This window comes from Streptomyces sp. CCM_MD2014 (assembly GCF_000772045.1).
Taxonomy (GTDB): Bacteria; Actinomycetota; Actinomycetes; order Streptomycetales; family Streptomycetaceae; genus Streptomyces; species Streptomyces salinarius.
Genome location: NZ_CP009754.1, coordinates 868104 through 886014, shown reverse-complemented (window position 1 = coordinate 886014; position 17911 = coordinate 868104). Strand labels below are relative to the sequence as shown.

14 protein-coding genes are annotated in these 17911 nt (G+C 72.4%); 13 read left to right on the top strand and 1 reads right to left on the bottom strand.

Going from position 1 to position 17911, the window contains the following annotated elements; translation table 11 throughout:
- The first annotated feature begins 8 nt into the window (after positions 1–8).
- The 8 genes from NI25_RS03980 (at position 9) to NI25_RS03945 (ending at position 9757) form a co-directional block, all read left to right on the top strand.
- Entirely contained in the window at positions 9–1277 is a 1269-nt protein-coding gene (locus NI25_RS03980) for a cytochrome P450 (RefSeq protein ID WP_061441094.1), read from the top strand.
- A complete protein-coding gene (locus NI25_RS03975; protein ID WP_061441093.1) occupies positions 1274–2131 on the top strand; it encodes a thioesterase II family protein in 858 nt (285 codons plus the stop codon). The genes NI25_RS03980 and NI25_RS03975 overlap by 4 nt, the downstream gene beginning before the upstream one ends.
- A 111-nt stretch (positions 2132–2242) precedes the next feature.
- Positions 2243–2971, top strand: coding sequence for a class I SAM-dependent methyltransferase (locus NI25_RS03970; RefSeq protein ID WP_061441092.1), 729 nt, complete (start codon positions 2243–2245; stop codon positions 2969–2971).
- Positions 2968–4857, top strand: coding sequence for an ABC transporter ATP-binding protein (locus NI25_RS03965; protein WP_061441091.1), 1890 nt, complete (start codon positions 2968–2970; stop codon positions 4855–4857). Before NI25_RS03970 ends, NI25_RS03965 begins: the two co-directional genes overlap by 4 nt.
- On the top strand, positions 4854–6611 hold the full coding sequence (locus NI25_RS03960; RefSeq protein WP_061441090.1) for an ABC transporter ATP-binding protein: 1758 nt from the start codon (positions 4854–4856) through the stop codon (positions 6609–6611). The genes NI25_RS03965 and NI25_RS03960 overlap by 4 nt, the downstream gene beginning before the upstream one ends.
- A 76-nt stretch (positions 6612–6687) precedes the next feature.
- Positions 6688–8148: a salicylate synthase gene (locus NI25_RS03955; protein WP_061441089.1), complete on the top strand. Its 1461-nt coding sequence runs from the start codon at positions 6688–6690 to the stop codon at positions 8146–8148.
- A 218-nt stretch (positions 8149–8366) separates the two neighbouring features.
- Positions 8367–8996 (top strand): aromatic ring-opening dioxygenase LigA, encoded by a 630-nt coding sequence (locus NI25_RS03950; protein WP_061441088.1) that lies wholly within the window; start codon positions 8367–8369, stop codon positions 8994–8996.
- A gap of 362 nt (positions 8997–9358) precedes the next feature.
- Complete coding sequence (locus tag NI25_RS03945; RefSeq protein WP_199560811.1) at positions 9359–9757, top strand: TM2 domain-containing protein; 399 nt, start codon at positions 9359–9361, stop codon at positions 9755–9757.
- 13 nt (positions 9758–9770) lie between these two features.
- Here the strand turns inward: NI25_RS03945 and NI25_RS03940 are convergent, their stop codons facing one another.
- Positions 9771–10313 (bottom strand): DUF1707 SHOCT-like domain-containing protein, encoded by a 543-nt coding sequence (locus tag NI25_RS03940; RefSeq protein ID WP_061441087.1) that lies wholly within the window; start codon positions 10311–10313, stop codon positions 9771–9773.
- 456 nt (positions 10314–10769) lie between these two features.
- Here NI25_RS03940 and NI25_RS03935 point away from each other — a divergent pair, with 456 nt between their 5' ends.
- From NI25_RS03935 to NI25_RS03915, 5 genes are all read left to right on the top strand, one after another.
- Positions 10770–12545 carry a fatty acyl-AMP ligase gene (locus tag NI25_RS03935; RefSeq protein WP_061441086.1) on the top strand — a complete coding sequence of 592 codons (1776 nt, stop codon included), beginning with the start codon at positions 10770–10772 and terminating at the stop codon, positions 12543–12545.
- Positions 12542–14227 carry an acyl-CoA dehydrogenase family protein gene (locus NI25_RS03930; protein WP_148315101.1) on the top strand — a complete coding sequence of 562 codons (1686 nt, stop codon included), beginning with the start codon at positions 12542–12544 and terminating at the stop codon, positions 14225–14227. The genes NI25_RS03935 and NI25_RS03930 overlap by 4 nt, the downstream gene beginning before the upstream one ends.
- Positions 14224–15909, top strand: a complete 1686-nt coding sequence (locus NI25_RS03925) for an acyl-CoA dehydrogenase (protein WP_061441084.1) — start codon at positions 14224–14226, stop codon at positions 15907–15909. Before NI25_RS03930 ends, NI25_RS03925 begins: the two co-directional genes overlap by 4 nt.
- Positions 15910–15990: 81 nt before the next feature.
- Entirely contained in the window at positions 15991–16269 is a 279-nt protein-coding gene (locus NI25_RS03920; protein ID WP_061441083.1) for an acyl carrier protein, read from the top strand.
- A gap of 69 nt (positions 16270–16338) precedes the next feature.
- On the top strand, positions 16339–17868 hold the full coding sequence (locus tag NI25_RS03915; RefSeq protein WP_061441082.1) for an aldehyde dehydrogenase family protein: 1530 nt from the start codon (positions 16339–16341) through the stop codon (positions 17866–17868).
- Positions 17869–17911: the final 43 nt, after the last annotated feature.

Here is a 17911-nt window from a genome sequence, read left to right as displayed (position 1 = left end):
GAACCCGCATGACAACCCCCGAGACGACCCCCATGGCGTCGGCCGCTCCCGGCCGGGCCGCCGAGGACGCCGCACCGGACCCCGCCGCCCCGCCCCGGGACTTCCCCGTCCGGCGCGGCTGCCCCTTCGCCGCGCCCGCGGAGTACGACGCGCTGCGCACCCACGACCCGGTCGCCCGCGTGACCCTGCCGACCCGGAGGGAAGCGTGGGTGGTCACCCGGTACGACGACGTACGCGAACTGCTCTCCGACCCCCGGGTCAGCGCCGACATCCGCCGCCCCAACTTCCCCGCCCTCGGCGAGGGCGAGCAGGAGGCCGGGGCGAGATTCCGCCCCTTCATCCGCACCGACGCCCCCGAGCACACCAAGTACCGGCGGATGCTCCTGCCGGTGTTCACGGTGCGCCGGGTGCGGGCCATGCGGCCCGCCGTGCAGGCCCGCGTGGACGAGATCCTGGACGGCATGCTGGCGGCAGGCGGCCCGGTGGACTTCGTCTCCGCCTACGCCAACGCCGTCTCCACCTCGGTGATCTGCGAACTGCTCGGCATTCCCCGGAAGAACCTGGAGTACTTCCGGGACGTCACCCGTATCTCCGGCTCCCGGCACAGCACCGCCGAGCAGGTCTCCGAAGCCCTCGGCGGCCTCTTCGGCCTGCTCGCCGAACTCGTCGCCGAGCGGCGCGAGGAGCCCCGGGACGACCTGATCTCCAAGCTGGTCACCGACCACCTGGTCCCCGGCGACGTGACGACGGAGCAGCTCCTGTCCACCCTCGGCATCACCATCAACGCGGGCCGCGAGACCACCACCAGCATGATCGCCCTGAGCACCCTGCTCCTGCTGGACCGGCCCGGGCTGAGGGAGGAACTGCGCCGGGACAGCTCGCTGATGCCCGCCGCGGTCGACGAGTTCCTGCGCGTCCTGTCCGTCGCCGACTCCATCCCGCTGCGCGTCGCCGCCGAGGACATCGACCTGTCCGGCCGGACGATCCCCGCCGACGACGGCGTGATCGCCCTCCTCGCCGGCGCCAACCACGACCCCGAGCAGTTCGACGATCCCGGGCGGGTCGACTTCCACCGCACCGACAACCACCACGTGGCGTTCGGCTACGGCGTCCACCAGTGCGTCGGACAGCACCTCGCCCGGCTGGAGTTGGAGGTCGCCCTGGAGACACTCCTGCGCCGCGTCCCCACCCTCCGTCTCGCGGGGGACCGGGACGACGTCACCGTCAAGCACGACTCGGCCACCTTCGGCCTCGAAGAGATGATGGTGACCTGGTGACCGGGCCCGTCCCGCCGAGCGGGCCCGTCCCGTACGGCGCCCGGCCCTCCGCCCGCGCCGCCCGCGCCGACAACCCCTGGATCCGGCGCTGGAGCGACGGCGCCGCGCCCCGGTTCACGCTGGTCTGCCTGCCGCACGCGGGCGGCAGCGCGGGTTTCTACCGGCCCTGGGCGGCCCTGATGCCGGCCGAGGTGGAACTCCTCGCCATCCAGTACCCCGGCCGTGAGGACCGCTTCGAGGACCCCGGGGCGGCCGGCATGGAGGAGCTGGTGGGGGCGGTGGCCGAGGCCGTCGGACCGCTGCTGGACCGGCCGTACGCCCTCTTCGGGCACAGCATGGGCTCCGCCGTGGCCTGGGAGCTGGCCCACGAACTGCAACACCGCGGACTGCCCGGCCCGCGCCGCCTGTTCGCGTCGGGCAGGGCCGCCCCCGGCACGGCGGTCACCGGGCAACTCCACCGCGAGAACGACGACGCCCTGAGCGCCGAACTGGCCCGGCTGGGCGGCACGAGCCGGGAGGTCCTGGACGATCCCGGGCTGCGCTCGCTGGTCCTCACGGCGGTACGCCACGACTACCGCGTCATCGAGACGTACCGGCCGGCAAAACGGCCGCCGCTGTCCTGCCCGCTGCACGTCCTGACCGGCAGCACGGACCCGGAGCTCGGCGAGGAGCGGAGCCGCGAGGGGGCGGGCGGCTGGGCGGACCTCACCACCGCCCGCACCGAGGTCCGCGTCTTCCCCGGCGACCACTTCTACCTCACCCCGCGCCGCCGCGAGGTGGTCGCCACCGTCGTGCGCAGGCTGGACCCCTCCCTGACCGCCGGCGGCGCCCACACCTGGCCGAGCACCCCCTGACCCGCTCCGGCCCGGCCTCCTGCCTCTGACCCGTGACCCCTCACCCCTACCCGGCCCCGGCCCCACCCCCGACCTCAGACCCACCCTCGCCCCCGACGCCCGGAGACCGATGTGATCGACTACTACTCGACCTCGGCCGAGTTCTACGAACTGGTCGCCACCCGGCACACCGCCAGCAGCGGCCCCCCGCTGACCGGCGTCCTCACCGGCCTGGACGTGTCGCACGGCCCCGTCCTCGAGATCGGCGCGGGCACCGGACGCGTGACCGAGGTGATCGCCGCCGCCCTGCCCGAGGCGGAGATCCTCGCGGCCGAGCCGTCGGCCACCATGCGCGCCATGCTCACCTCCCGTGTCGCCCGCGACCCGGACCTGCGCCGGCGCGTGACCGTCGTGGACGGCTCCGCCCAGGACCTCGTCCTGCCCGAACGCCTCTCCGCCGTCGTCGTCTTCGGCGTGGCCGGTCACCTCACCGTCCCCGAACGCGTGACGCTGTGGAAACGGCTCGCGGAGCGCCTGCCCGACGGCGCACCCGTCGTCGTCGAACTGATGGGTGTCTCCTCCCCGCGCGTCATCCCGCCGGTGATGTCCCTCAGGGAGACCATCGGCCGCCAGACGTACGAGTGGTGGATCGGCGGCGAACCCGCCGAGGGCGACGCCATGCGGTTCACCACCACCTGGAAGGTCCTGCGCGACGGCCGCACCGTGCGCGAGGTCGCCGACAGCTACGTCTGGCACACCTTCGACGTCGCCCGACTGGCCCGCGAGGCGGGCATGACCAGCCGCCGGATCACCGAGGCCGGAGGCAGGCCCGTCCCCGAAATCGGAGTACTCGTCAAGTGAAGTCACAACCGCCCGGGCCCGGCCCGGCCCCGGACGCCGCAGCCGGTGGCGCGGGCACCGGCGCCACCCCGCCGCCCCCGCCCCATCCGCTGCGCACGCTGGCCGAGCCCGTCCGCGGACGGCTCGCGGTCGCCGTCGGCCTCCAGGCCGTCGCCGCCCTCGCCGGAGTCGTTCCCTTCATCGCCGTGTCACGCATCGCCGAGCGCCTCACCGCGGGGCCCCCGGCCGAGGGCGACGCCCTCTGGCCGCTGGTCGCACTGGCCTGCGCGGCGGGCCTCGTCGCCCTCGTGTGCGGCACCGCGGCCGGCGCCCTCGCCCATCTCGCCGACAACGACCTCCAGCTCGCCCTGCGCCGCCGGCTCGCCCGGCACATCGGGCGGCTGCCGCTCGGCCGGCTCACCGACCGGGGCACCGGCGAGGTCAAGCAGGCCGTGCAGGACGACGTGAGCGCGTTGCACACCCTGTTCGCCCACACCCTCCTCGACGTCGTCTCCGTACTCACCGCTCCCGTGCTCACCCTGGTCTACCTGTGCACGGTGGACTGGCGGCTGGCGCTGGTGGGTGTGGTGCCCCTGCTGCTGGGCGTGTTCCTGTTCAGCCGGGCCATGGCGGGCGCGGCGGCACAGATGGCCGAGTTCGGCGCCGCGGTGGGCCGGATCTCCTCCGCCGCGGTGGAGTTCGCCTCCGGCATCGCCGTCTTCAAGAGCTTCGGGCGCGGCGGCAAGGCCCACGAGCGTTTCCTCCGCGCGACCGAGGACTTCGCCGACTTCTTCGCCGGCTGGGTCCGGTCCACCCTGGCCTGCTCCACCGCCGCGATCATGGTGGTCGCCCCCGCGGTGGTCCTGCTGCTCCTGTCCGTACCGGGCGCGCTGTTCGTCGTCCAGGGCTGGACGACCGGCGCCGAACTCGTCCCCTTCCTCCTGCTCGGCCCCGCCGTCGCCGCGCCCATGGGCGTCGTGGGTCCCCGCATCCAGCAGATCCGGGCCGGTCAGGCCGCCGCCGTACGCGTCACCGGGCTCCTGGCCGCCCCGACCCTCCCCGAGCCGAAGACCCCCGCCCTCCCCGACGGCCACCACGTCCGTCTGCGCGGAGTGTCCTTCTCCTACGACGGGCACGACGACGTCCTCAGCGACGTGGACCTCGACCTCGCGCCCGGCACCGTCACCGCGCTGGTCGGCCCCTCCGGCTCGGGCAAGTCCACCCTGGCCTCGCTGCTGCCCCGCTTCCACGACGTCACGGCCGGCACGGTGACCCTCGGGGGCGCCGACCTCCGGGACATCCCCGCGAGCGAGCTGTACCGCCGGGTCGGCTTCGTCCTCCAGGACGTACGGCTGCTGCGGGCGAGCGTCGCCGACAACATCCGCCTGGGCCGCCCCGACGCCACCGACGCGGAGGTCGAACGGTGTGCCCGGGCCGCTCGCATCCACGACCGGATCACGGAACTGCCCGACGGATACGCGACCGAACTCGGCACGGCCGTCGCCCTCTCCGGCGGCGAGGCGCAGCGCCTGTCCATCGCACGGGCACTGCTCGCAGACGCACCCGTCCTCGTCCTCGACGAGGCGACCGCCTACGCGGACCCGCACTCCGAGGCGCTGATCCAGGACGCGCTGTCCGCGCTCGCGGCCGGCCGCACCCTGCTCGTCATCGCCCACCGGCTGTCCACGATCCGCACCGCCGACCGGATCGTGGTGCTGGAGGACGGACGCGTCACCGAACAGGGCCGCCACGACGACCTGCTGGCCGCCGGGGGCCGCTACACCGCGCTGTGGGAGGCCCAGCGCGCCGCGGGCCCGGACGAGACCGACGGCGCACCGCGTCACCGGTCCGCCCCCGCGGGAGCGGACCGGGCGGCGGACGACGTCCGAGAGGGAAGTGCACGATGATCCGTCAGCTCTACCGCGTACTCGGCCCGGAGGGCTCCCGGCCGCTGAACCGGCTGCTGGTGCTCCAGTCCGCCGCGTCCGTCCTCCAGGGCGTCGCCTTCGCCCTCCTGGTCCCCGTCCTCAAGGCCCTGCTCGGCACGGACCCCGGCGACGTCCTGCCCTGGCTGACGGCGTTCACCGGCTGCGTCCTCGCCCACGCCGTCCTCCAGGGCGCCGCCGTCGGCGGCGGGTTCACCGTCGGCTCCCGGCTCTCCCGCGCGCTGCACCGCCGCATGGCCGACCAGGCGCTGCGCCTCCCGCTGGGCTGGTTCACGGCCGGCCGCACGGCCGGGTTCAGCAGGCTGGCCGGACAGAACGTCATCCAGGTGATGAGCACGCCGGCCCACCTGCTGCGTCCGTTCATCAGCTCCCTCCTCACCCCCGTGACACTGGTGGCGGCCACCTTCTTCTTCGACGTCCGCACCGCCCTGGTGCTCCTGCTCTGCGCGCCCGTGCTGTACGCCGTCCAGCAGGCGAGCACGTCGCTGATGCGCCGCCTCGACCTCGGCCGCGACGCCGCGATCGGCGAGTCCGCCGACCGGGTCCTGGAGTACACCCGCAACCAGCCGGTCCTGCGGGCCTTCGGCCGCACCGCGGAGGGCTACGGCGCGCTGGACGACGCCCTGGCGGCCGAGGCGCGCGCCGACCGCCGGCTGATCGTGCGCGGCCTGCCCGGCCTGGTCTCCTTCACCTTCGCCACCCGGCTCGTCTTCGCCCTGCTGCTCGCCCTCGGGGTGTCCTGGCAGCTCGACGGGTCACTCACCGTCCCCACCCTGCTGGCGCTCCTGGTGCTGCTGGTCCGCCTGATCGAGAGCGTGTCGTCCGCCGCCGAGGCCGGAGCGGGCATGCGCATCGCCCGCAACACCCTGGAACGGCTCGGCGCGGTCCTCGACGAGCCGCCCTTCCCCCAGCCCGCCCGGCCCAGGACACCCCGCGACGCGAGCGTCGAGTTCGAAGGGGTCGGCTTCCGCTACGACACCGGCGGGGCGGACGACCCGTCCTCCCGCCCGGTCCTGAAGGACGTGACCTTCCGCCTGCCCGAGCGCAGCACGACCGCCCTGGTGGGGCCCTCCGGCGCGGGCAAGACCACGGTCGCCGCGCTGATCGCCCGCTTCCGGGACGCCACGGAAGGCACCGTTCGCATCGGCGGCGTGGACGTCCGTGAGATCGCCGCCGACGACCTGGCCGACCACGTCTCCCTCGTCTTCCAGGACGTCTACCTCTTCGACGGCACCATCGAGGAGAACGTCAGGATCGCCGCCCCGGACGCCGGTCCGGCCGAACTGGCCGAGGCGGCCGCCCTGTCCGGGCTCGACAAGGTGATCGCGGAACTGCCCGACGGCTGGGACACGAAGACCGGGGAGGGCGGCGCGCGGCTGTCCGGCGGCCAGCGCCAGCGCGTCTCCATCGCCCGGGCCCTGCTCAAGGACGCCCCGATCCTCGTCCTCGACGAGGCCACCGCCGCACTCGACCAGGAGAACGAGGCGCTGTTCGCCGAGGCCGTGCGCACCCTCGCCGACCGCAAGACGCTGCTGGTCATCGCGCACCGGCTGAGCACCGTCGTCCACGCGGACCGGATCCTCGTCCTGGAGGACGGCGCGATCACCGAACGCGGCACGCACGACGACCTGGTCACGGCCGGCGGCACGTACGCCTCCTTCTGGCACCGGCGCACCAGGGCTCACGGCTGGCGACTGGAGGCGGCACGCCCATGACCGAGCACCGGCACCCGCACTCCACCGGAACCCGGCGGCAGCGACAGCGACAGCAGCACGAGGAAGGCACGACACGATGAACGACGGCCCCCGGAACACCTGGGACGCGTGGGCGGGTTCCGTCCCGCCGCTCACGTCCGCGAGCACCCTGGAGCCCAGCCACGACGCCGCGGCCACGGCGACGCACCTCGCCCGGGCCGCTCTCGCCGACCAGTACGTGGTGTACGAGGGGGAGGGCGGCGTCTGGCACTTCGCTGCGGGGTCGGCCGTCAGCCTCACCGCGCACGCGGACGCCGTCACCGCGCGGGCGGCCGGACGCACCTGGACCTCCCGTACCGACGGCGACCCGCTGACGGAGTTCGCGGCCGCGCTGCACGCCCTGTCCGGCCCGGGCGGCGCGTCCGGCGGGGACTGCGCGCACCGGGGACACGACGGCGGGCGCCACTTCTACGGCTGGGCGGCCTTCGAACTCGCCCACCTCCTGCACGCCGACCCCGCGGCCACCGGCCACGGGCCGCTGCTGCACGCGCTGGTCCCGTCCGTCGAGGTCACCCTCACCGGCGACCGCACCGTGGTCCGCGCGGTGGACGAGGCATGGGCACGCAAGGCCGCCGATCTGCTCGCGGAGCCGCCGGCACGACGGCCCGCACCCGACGCGGCGACGCCCGGGAGCGCTGAGGGTCCCGAGGGCGCCGAGGGCGTCATCGCCGCCGGCGCCGACGCCTACGGCAGCGCGGTGGCCCGGACGGTCCAGGACATCCGAGCCGGGCTTCTGGAGAAGGCCGTCCTCTCCCGGAAGGTCCCGCTGCCCGTCGTGCCGCCCGTGGACTTCCCCGAGACCTACCTCGCCGGCCGCCGGGCCAACACCCCGGCCCGCTCCTACCTGCTGGACCTCGGCGGCTACCGGGCGGCCGGATTCAGCCCGGAGACCGTGCTCGAGGTCGGCGGGGACGGTCGCGTCAGCACCCAGCCCCTCGCGGGCACCCGCGCACGCGGCGCGGACCCGGCGGAGAACGACCGCCTGCGGGGAGAACTGCTCACCGACCCCAAGGAGATACACGAACACGCCGTGTCCGTACGCCTCGCCTGGGACGAGATGGCCGCCGTGTGCCGACCCGGTTCCGTGGTGGCCGAGGAGTTCATGGCCGTCCGGCCGCGCGGCCCGGTCCAGCACCTGGCCTCGCGGCTGACCGGCCGCCTCCGCGAGGACGCCGGACCGTGGGACGCCTTCGCCTCCCTCTTCCCCGCGATCACCGCCACCGGTGTCTCCAAACGCGCCGCCCTCCAGGCCCTGGCCCGCCACGAGCACGGACCGCGCGGCCTGTACGGCGGCGCGGTCTTCAGGGGCAGCACCGACGGCGCCCTCGACGCCGCCCTCGTCCTGCGCACCCTCATCGGCGAGGGCGAGAGCACATGGCTGCGCGCGGGTGCGGGAGTCACCGCCCACTCCCGCCCCGAACGGGAGGTCGAGGAGACCTGCGAGAAACTTCGCAGCGTCGCCCCGCACCTGCGGTTCGAAGCCACTTCCTCCGCCTGACGTCCCCGGGCCGTCCGGCCCGGACGCCCAGCACCGGTCCGCAGCCCACACACGCGGTGCCACCCGCCCGCAGCGAGGCCGAAGTCCTCGTGCTCACCCCCGCGCGCCGCCTCCACGAAGGTCCGGACGGTACGTAAACGGAGAACGCACGGTTCCGAGCGCCTGATACCACCCAGGGGTATAATCGTGTGACGGTCTCCGGCTCTGGGAGGACCCGGATGTTCCTCATCGAGATCGCGTGCCCACGCGGTGCGTTGACGGCTGACGACCGAGAGGAACTCGCCGGCGACGTCTGCCGGGTGCTGGTCGGCGCGGAAGAGGGCGTGGCGGAGGAGACCATGCGCCGTGCGCGCGCGATGACGCACGTCGGCTTCCGCGAACTCGACAGCTGGACGACCGGTGACGGCCCATGGAGGCCCGGCGACGTGCCGCCGCTGTGGGTCACACTCACGGTGCCGGAGGCGTGGCGCGCCGAGATGTCGCGGACCACTGTCGGCATGGTGCGTCGCGCGGTGCGTCGCCTCGACCGTTCGCACGGGTGGCGGCGCCCCGAGGGGCATCTGTGGATCAACGTCGTCGGCATCGCCGACGGAAGTATCGGGATGGACGGCAAGCCCGGCACCGCCGACGAGGTCGTCGGCCGCATGACCGCGGAGTACCGGGTGCGAACCGATGCCGCCGAGGCCGGCCTTCCCGAAGGGGTCACGGTCGATCCGATGTGCGGCATGCACGTGCGGCTGGGGCGGGGGGCCGTCACTCTCGAGCACGAAGGCAGGACCTTGGGGTTCTGCGCGAAGAACTGCCGTGCGGCATACGCTCGCGCGCACGGGCTGCCCGTCCCCGCGTAAGAGCGTGCCGATCCGGTCAGGGGGGTGCAGCACGCGTGCGCGTGGGACGGAGCGATCCGGCGGACGCCGACGCCGGGTAGCGATCCGTTCCAGTGGGACGCCGTCCTCCGCTATGACAGAATCATGACGAGAAATGACGGGGGAGTGACTCACCCTCAGCAACATCCTTGCTGTGTTCGGTCGCCACCTCGTCGAGGACGGTAGGCCATGCCTGGGACGAACGTCCGGAACCGGGCTGGACTCCGTCGACGCCGACTGTTCAGTCTGAAGGAGGCGCTGACTCTGCGGCCGAGAGGACACGCACCGCTTAGCCCTTGTCGTCGCCCCAGCCCACGCGCCACGTCCGTTCGGAGGACATCCCCGTGAGCCACCAGATCCCCAACGATCCGCACGGCCGGCCGCCGCGGTCACTCGGTCAGGCCGAGCCCGACCGCCACATCGACGAGAGCCCGCTCGGTGAGGTCCGGCCCGCCGCGACGCCGGGTCCCGGAACCGCCGGTCACAGGGCCGACAGCCTGGCCCCATACGGGTATGACCCGTTCGGGCGGCCGTACTCGGACAAGTCCAGGCACGTCGCGGGAGCGCTCTCCATCTTCCTGGGGCCGCTCGGCTTCGGCCGCTTTTACACCGGCCACAACGCCATGGCGCTCTGTCAGCTCTTCACGCTGGGAGGCCTCGGCGTCTGGACGCTCATCGACGGCATCCTCCTGCTCACCGTCAAGGGCAAGACCGACTCCGAGGGCCGCGTCCTGCGGGGCTGACGGCCCGCACCCGTCAGCCGCGGCGATGCCTGATCCGCAGCCGTCCGTACCCCATGGTCCCGGAGATGCGGATGCGTGGTCCGCTCGTTCCGCCGCGTGGCGGGGCCTTGTAGGACGGTTGCTTCCAGGCGGCGTTCAGGCCCCCGTAGTCGACCGTGGCCTCATGAGGTACCACGATCCAGGCCCACCCGTACTCCAGGTGCAACTCGATGTCGACGACCGCGTGCTTGATGGTCGCTCGTGACAGATCCAGGTACACCTTGCCCATCTGGGAGGTGGCCCTGAAGAGCTTCGGCACCTGCCATGCGCCGCGCCGCCGGATCAGCCCGCCGACGGAGTCCACGACGACCGTCGGCCCCTCGTCCCCGGCAGGCAGTGAGTCCAGGGCCGCCGTCAGCTCGCCGGGCGTCGTGGCGGTGAGCGCGACGTGCAGTCGCGCGTCCATCTCCTCCTGGGCGATGTGCCCCTCGGAGAACGCCTCTTGGAGTCGTTCGACAGCCAGGTCGCGATCGACTTCGGAGATCCGCGACGGCAGGTTTTCTGGCACGGAGGACATGCCCACAACCATAGCGTCGGTTGCCTGAGGACGGTCCAGCGTTTGCCGGTCTGAGCGCCCCCCGCGTGTCACCGCTGGTCACGCCGGGAGAGTAAGATCCTGCCAATATTGCCTTGAGGTTTGACAGATTTCATGTCTAGTCTTGTGACTCAAGTGACGAAGTGATGACAAGTTCTGTGACGGCTCAGGGGGGAGTCGAAATGGCTGTCGTGCACGACGGAGAAGGTCGCCGGACCGAGGAACCGTAGGCCGGGGCCGGCGCCCGATCGGCTCGAGCACTCTTCCGGGGCACCACCCACCGACGCCTGGAGATCGACGAGGTCGTTGCCGACGTCGTCGTCCGGAGGGTTTCCGGTGCCATCCGTCCACCCGTCGACTCGGCAACCGCCATCTCGCAGGACTCGTGAGCCCGCCAACGGAGTCCTCGATCCCTTCGATACCAGGAGTAGACGAAGCATGATGGATCTCCTCGGCGCCGGAAGCGTGTCCGAGATCTTCGAACAGCACGCTCGCGAACGCGGCCACCAGCCGGCGGTCACCATCGTCGGCGACCCCACGGACCCGGCGTCCGCGCAGACGCTCACCTTCGCCCAACTGGACCAGGCGGCACGCGTCTTCGCGCGGCAGCTGCGGCACGTGTGCCCGCCGGGCTCGCGCGTGCTGCTGCTTCAGCCGACGTCCGCCGAGTTCGTGGCGTCGGTACTCGGCTGCCTCTACGCCGGCCTGGTGGCGGTGCCGTCCTCCATGCCCGGACGCTACAAGCAGGACCAGCGGCGCGTGCTCGGCATCGCCCACGACGCCGGCATCGCCTCCGTGCTGACCGCGGCGGACGAGCGAGAAGGAGTGCTCGGCTGGGCCGAGCAGCAGGGCATCAACGTGCCGGTGCTGTCCCCGCGGATCGACCTGACCGTCCGTGCCGACGACTTCCGGGTGCACGACGCCGACCACGAGACCACCGCGGTGCTGCAGTACACGTCCGGCTCCACGAACGACCCCAAGGGCAGTGTGGTCACCCACGGCAACCTCCTGGCGAACGCGGCGACGACGGCGGCGACGTTCCCGCTGGCGGAGGGGGCGAAGTTCGGCGGCTGGCTGCCCAACTATCACGACATGGGCCTGATGGGCCTGATCCTGTCACCGCTCCTCGCCGGATACGGCACGGTCCTGATGAGCCCTGCCGCCTTCCTCCGCCGCCCCCGTACCTGGCTCCAGCTGATCGACCACTTCGACGTCGCGGTCTCCGCCGCGCCGAACTTCGCGTACGAACTGTGTGTCGCCCGCGTGTCCGACGACGATGTCCGTGACCTCGACCTGTCGCGCTGGAAGTACGCCGTCAGCGGCTCGGAACCGGTCAAGGCGAGTGTGCTCGACGACTTCGCCGCGCGGTTCGCTGCCACCGGGTTCAAACCGGAGAACTTCGCTCCGTGCTTCGGCATGGCGGAGGCGACGCTGCTTGTCTCGAGTTCCCCGCGCCGTCGCCCCGTCGTCCTCGAGTGCGACCCCGAGGCCTTGGAACAGGGCCGCGTGGCACCGACGAGCGCGGGCGGCACGGGGCGCACCCTCGTCAGCTGCGGCGAGCCGCGCGACATGGACGCCCGGATAGTCGATCCGCGGACGCTCCGGGAGCTCCCGCCGGGCCGGGTCGGCGAGATCTGGCTGCGCGGCAGGTCCGTCGTACGCGGGTACTGGCGCAACGAGGAGGCCACCGATGCCACGTTCGGCCGGCGGCTCGGCGACGAGGGCGGCTTCCTGCGTACCGGGGACCTCGGCGTGCTCGTCGACGACGAGCTCTATGTGACCGGCCGCATCAAGGAAATGATGATCATCCGGGGCCGCAACATCTACCCGCACGACGTCGAGCACGAGCTCCGGCTCCATCACGAACCGCTGCGCGACACCGTGGGTTCGGTCGTCTCGGTGCCCACGGAAGACGGCGAGGACGGACACCTCGTGGTGATTCACGAGGTGCGCCGCAGGTCCCCCGAGCCGGAACTGGCCGAACTGGCGGCGCAGATGCGCAAGACCATATCCCGCGAATTCGGTCTCCGGGCCCACTCCGTGCTGATCATGCGACGCGGAGGTGTGCGGCGCACGACGAGCGGCAAGGTCCAGCGGTCCGCGATGCGCTCGCTCTACACCAGGGGCGAGCTGGAGCCGTTGTGGGCGGACGGCTACCGACCGCGGACCGGGCAGGCTGGGCAGGCTTGGGCGAAGACGGGAGAAGCGAGTTGAGAACCTCTGTGTTCGCCAGGGAAGTCGACGCGTGGTCGGCGCCCGGCGGCCCCTTCGATCCGGCGCTGCTGACCGCACACGACGAGGCCGAGACCTTCCCGGCCGAGGCGTGCGCCGCGCTGGACCGGTGGGGGCTGCCCGACTACTACGTACCGAGCCGGTTCGGCGGGCGCCTCGCACGCCTCGACGAGGTCCACGCGCTGCTGCGCACGGTCGCGTCACGGGATCTGACCGTAGCGGTCGCGCACGGCAAGACGTTCCTCGGCGCGGCCTCCGTGTGGACCGCGGGTGACGGAGAAACGGCCGCGTCCCTGGCCCGGCACATCATGGCGGGCCAGGCGGTGGCCTGGGGACTCACCGAGCCGGGCGGCGGCAGCGACCTGCTCGCCGGGGAACTCACCGCGGCCCGGGACGGAACCGGCTGGCGTCTGACCGGCCGGAAGTGGCCGGTGAACAACGCGACGCGCGGACGCTTCGTCTGTGTACTCGCGCGCACCGACCCAGGCGGCGGGCCGCGCGGATTCAGCGTCTTCCTGGTCGACAAGCGGGCCACCGCGCCCGGAACCGTGCGGCACCTGCCGAAGATGCCGACACACGGCATCCGGAGCGCCGACATCAGCGGGGTGGAGTTCCTCGACGCAAGGATCCCCGCCGACGCGCTCGTCGGCAGGGTCGGTGAAGGTCTGGAGCTGGTACTCAAGTCGCTGCAACTGACCCGCGTCGCCTGTGTGGCACTGTCCCTCGGCGCGGGCGACCACGCCCTGAGGATCGCCCGGCGATTCCTGTCCGAGCGCCGCCTGCACGGCCGGCCCTTCTCCGAACTGCCGCACGCGCGCACCGTCGCCGGCAGGTCGGTGGCGCGCCTGCTGCTCGCCGAAGCCGTCTCCCGCACGGCCGCGCGAGCGGTCCACGAAGTGCCGCAGGAGCTGAGTGCCGTGTCCGCCATCACCAAGGCGCTCGTGCCGACGCTCGTCCAGGGGCAGTTGCGTCTTGTCGGTGAACTGCTCGGCGCACGCGGCTTCCTCACCGGAGTCGAGGGCTACGGCGGCTTCGCGAAGGTCGAGCGGGACCACCAGATCGTCGGCATCTTCGACGGCAGCACGTGGGTCAACCGCAGCGCGCTCGCATCGAGCCTCCCGGCGCTCCGGCCCGGCCGCCGGCAGGCCACGCGGGTCGGTCCTCCCGTGCACGAGTGGCTGCGGGAGGAGCACGAACCCGCCCCCCTCGACCCGCACCGGCTGGGGGTGATGGCGCGCGACAACACGGTGCTCGGCAGCCTCGGGGACCTCGTGGCCCGCCTGGCGACGGACGCACCGCGCGGTGCCGACCGCCTGGCCGCGCGGCTGCTGGAGGCACAGAGCGAACTGGACGGCCACATAGCGGCCCTCCGGCCGACCGCCGGCCCGCCGCCCACGGCGACGATGCGGCTGGCGGAACGCTACGAGTGGTGTCATGCGGGCGCCGCGGCCCTCGCCCTGTGGGTCGCCAACCCGCGGCATCACGACCGTGACTGGTGGCGCGACGGTCTCTGGCTGCGCGGCTGTCTCACCCTGGTTCTGGAAGGCCTCGGCGCGTCGCCTCCAGGGGCCGCAGACGTTTTCGACGAGCTCGGCAGCCTTCTGCTCGGTGACGCGGGGGACCGCGTCTCGCTGTTCGGCATGCCGGCGGAGGTGTCGGCATGAGTGACATCCATACGCGCATGGCAGCGCTGGAAGAGCGCCTCGGGGACCCCTTCGACCCCGACAACCCGGCCGGTTTCGCGGCCGTCGTGGCCGCGGACGAGCGCGAGGACGTTCCGGAAGGCGGCGTCGGCGCACTGGACGAGTTCGGGATCCTCGCCGAGTTCGTGCCGGAGTCGCTCGGTGGCCGACTCGAACGCGTGGACCACCTGGTCGAGTTGATGCGCTCGGTCTACCGGCGTGACCCGGGTCTCGGTCTCGGTCACTGTTCCAGCTCGCTGCTCGGCGCGGTCAACATATGGACTTCGGGATCGGCCGGGCAGCGTCGCGACGCGGCCGAGCTGCTCCTCGAGGGCAAGAAGATCTCCTGCGCCTTCCACGAACTGGCACACGGGAACGACATCGGCTCCGTCGAGTTCGCGGCCACGCCCGTGGACGGCCGCCTGTCGCTGACGGGCCGCAAGGAGTCGATCACCAACCTGGACCGCGCCCACGGCGTGGTGTTCCTGGTCCGCTCCGATCCCGCCGGCGGCCCGCGCGCCTGCTCGCAGCTGTTCGTGCGGGTGGCGGATCTGGACCCCGACCGCTTCCGGTTCCTTCCGCGATTCCGGTCGGTCGGGATGCGTGGTGTGCGCCTGGGCGGGATCGAGACGCGGGATTGCCCGGTGGACGCGGAGGCGGTTCTCGGGGCTCCGGGCTCCGGCATCGAGACCGTGGCCCGTGCCTTCCAGCTGACACGGATCGCCATGCCCGCCATGAGCACCGCGATGCTGGACACATCGCTGCGCGTCACGCTGCACCACGTTCGCAGACGTCGTCTCTACGGCCGGGACGTCGCGGCCATTCCCATGGTGCGCACCACGCTGGCCAACGCGTTCGCCGACCAGCTGCTGTGTGAGGCGTTCGCGACGGTTGCCGCCAGGTCGCTGCACGTACTGCCGGAGTCCGGCAGCGTGTACGCACCCGCCGTGAAGTACCTTCTGGCCGGGGTGCTGCTCGAGGCAATGGAGCAGCTGTCGGTGGTGATGGGAGCCGAGTTCTACCGCCGCGACGGGGAACACGCGGTGTTCCAGAAGATGGCACGGGACATCAAGCCGGTCGGCTTCGGCCACATCGCCCGCGCGGCCTGCCTGTCCGCCGTCCTTCCGCAGCTCCCGGTGCTCGCACGCCGTTCGTGGCGGGACGCCGCTCCGGCCCCGGCCGCGCTCTTCGTCGAGGACGCCGAACTGCCACCGCTCGACCTGGCCGGTCTGCAGGTGGTGGCAGGAGGCCGGGACCGGCTGGCCCAGGACCTCAACGCCGCGCTCGACGAGGACCTCCCGGAGCCGCTGCGGTCACTCGTCGAGACCCATGCGCGACGCCTGGCATCGCTCACCCGGGCCTGCGCCGGTCTGCGGCCGCGGGACCTGTCGATCGCCGCCGCGGTCGAGGTACGAGATCTCGCGGCCCGGTACACCACGGTGCTCGCCGCCGCCGCATGCGTCGGCGTGTGGCGGCACGCGCCGGCCGGCGACTTCCTGGCCCGTCCGGAGTGGCTCGTCGCCGCGCTGACCCGACTCGCCGGCATCGACTCCGGACGGCCCGACGACGTGCCGGCCGAGGTGGAGGACGCGCTCGTCGAGGAACTGCTGGACCGCGACGACCGCACGGTGAGCTTCGGTCTCTCCGCACGCCGGTACCGGTGACCGTCGGCCCGCTCCGACCAGCTCAGCCAACTCAGCCAACTCAGCCAGAACAGCGACATCCGACTCCCGAGGAGCAATCCCATGGCTCACCCCGGATCCGATCCGATCACCCTTGAGGAACTGGAGAACTGGCTCATCGCCCGTGTCGGTGAGTACGTGCCCGACCTGGAGGAGGCAGTCGACCCGCACCAGGAACTGGGCGAGTACGGCCTGGACTCCGTCGCCGTCGTGGCGTTCACCGCCGATGTGGAGGACTGGCTCGGCGTCCAGGTGGAGCCCACGGCCGTGTGGGACCACCCGACGATCGCCCAACTCGCCAAGTTCCTGCTGGAGGGCCGGGATCAGGCGGGGACGGCCTGATGGCACGGCACCCGTGACGACACCTGCACGAGAACCGACGGCAACACCCGAGGGGGAGGGCTTTCCGACGTGGCAGAGTTGAAGAAGGCGGGCGGCGAGCGGCTGACCGTGTCGCGCAATCCGGCCGAGCTCGAGGACATCGTCGCGGAGCGGATGCTGAGCGACGCGGACGGCGTGGTCGAGGCCGCACGTGCCGCCCACGAAGCACAGCGGGCGTGGGCCTCGTGGCCGGCGCCGCTCCGTGGGCGGGTGGCGCAGAACGTGGGCCGGCTCGTCGCGGACAACAAGGAGGCGCTCGCCGCGCTGATCACCCGGGAAGTCGGCAAGCCCTACGGAGAGTCCCTGGGGGAGGTCCAGGAGGTCATCGACACCTGCGACTTCTTCCTCGGCGAGGGACGGCGGCTGTACGGCCAGACCGTGCCCAGCGAGATGCCCGACAAGCAGCTCTTCACCTACCGCAGACCCCTGGGCACCGCCGCGGTGATCACCGCCGCGAACTTCCCCGCCGCGGTGCCCGCCTGGTACCTCGTACCGGCGCTGCTCTGCGGCAACACCGTGGTGTGGAAGCCGTCGGAGTCCGCGGTCGCCGTCGCGGAGGCGCTCGCCGCGCTGTTCCGCGCGGGCGGGGTCCCGAAGGACGTCCTGCGTCTGGTGCACGCCGACGGCGAGACGACGTACGCCGGACTCGAACGGGCTCTGACCGAGGGGCTGGTCCAGAAGGTCGGCTTCACCGGCTCGACGGCGGCCGGACGCCGGGTGAGCGAGCTCGCGGGGCGGCACCTGCAGTCCCCGTGCCTGGAGCTCGGGGGCAAGAACCCCCTCGTAGTCACGGACGACGCGGACCTCGAACTTGCCGTTCAGGGAGCCGTGTTCAGCGGCTTCGCCACCGCGGGGCAGCGCTGTACCTCGCTCGGGGCCGTCATCGCCCACCGTGACGTGCACGACGAGTTCCTCGCCCGCTTCGGCGCGGCCGTGGAGGCTCTGGTCGTCGGGGACCCCCGACGGGACGAGGTCTTCTACGGCCCGCTCATCGGCGAGGGCTACCTGGAGAACTTCCTCGGCTCCCTGGAACTCGTACGGCCCCACCACGGCCTGTCGGGATCCAGTGACACCGGCCGCATCACCTCCGCAAGCCCGCGCAAGGGCTTCGTGGGCGACCCGGACGCCGGAGTGTTCGCACACCCGACCATCGTGGCCGGGGTGCGGCCGGACGACGAGCTGTACCGGACCGAGACCTTCGGCCCGCTCGTGTCGGTCATGGCGTACGACACGTTCGACGAGGCCGTGGCGCTCGCCAACGGACACGGGTACGGACTGTCGGCGGCCATATACACGGGGTCGGCGCGGACGGCGTTCTCCTTCGGCGAGCGCTGCTCGGCCGGAATGGTCAGCGTGAACAACTCGACGGTGGGCGCGGAGGCGCATCTGCCGTTCGGCGGCAACGGTCTGTCCGGGAACGGCAGCAGGCAGTCGGGCATCTGGGTCATCGACCAGTTCACCGCGTGGCAGTCGATGAACTGGGACTACGCGGGGACCTTGCAGCGCGCTCAGATGGACGTCCAGGACATCGAAGCGGACTTCGGCTTCCGGCTCCCCTGAACGTCCCGCGGACGACACGGAGGCACCGCCCGGGAAAGCACTC

Coding starts and splice junctions, on each gene's coding strand:
- NI25_RS03980 (WP_061441094.1), top strand. CDS start 9: ATGACAACCCCCGAGACGACCCCCATGGCGTCGGCCGCTCCCGGCCGG.
- NI25_RS03960 (WP_061441090.1), top strand. CDS start 4,854: ATGATCCGTCAGCTCTACCGCGTACTCGGCCCGGAGGGCTCCCGGCCG.
- NI25_RS03955 (WP_061441089.1), top strand. CDS start 6,688: ATGAACGACGGCCCCCGGAACACCTGGGACGCGTGGGCGGGTTCCGTC.
- NI25_RS03950 (WP_061441088.1), top strand. CDS start 8,367: ATGTTCCTCATCGAGATCGCGTGCCCACGCGGTGCGTTGACGGCTGAC.
- NI25_RS03940 (WP_061441087.1), bottom strand. CDS start 10,313: ATGTCCTCCGTGCCAGAAAACCTGCCGTCGCGGATCTCCGAAGTCGAT.
- NI25_RS03935 (WP_061441086.1), top strand. CDS start 10,770: ATGATGGATCTCCTCGGCGCCGGAAGCGTGTCCGAGATCTTCGAACAG.
- NI25_RS03925 (WP_061441084.1), top strand. CDS start 14,224: ATGAGTGACATCCATACGCGCATGGCAGCGCTGGAAGAGCGCCTCGGG.
- NI25_RS03920 (WP_061441083.1), top strand. CDS start 15,991: ATGGCTCACCCCGGATCCGATCCGATCACCCTTGAGGAACTGGAGAAC.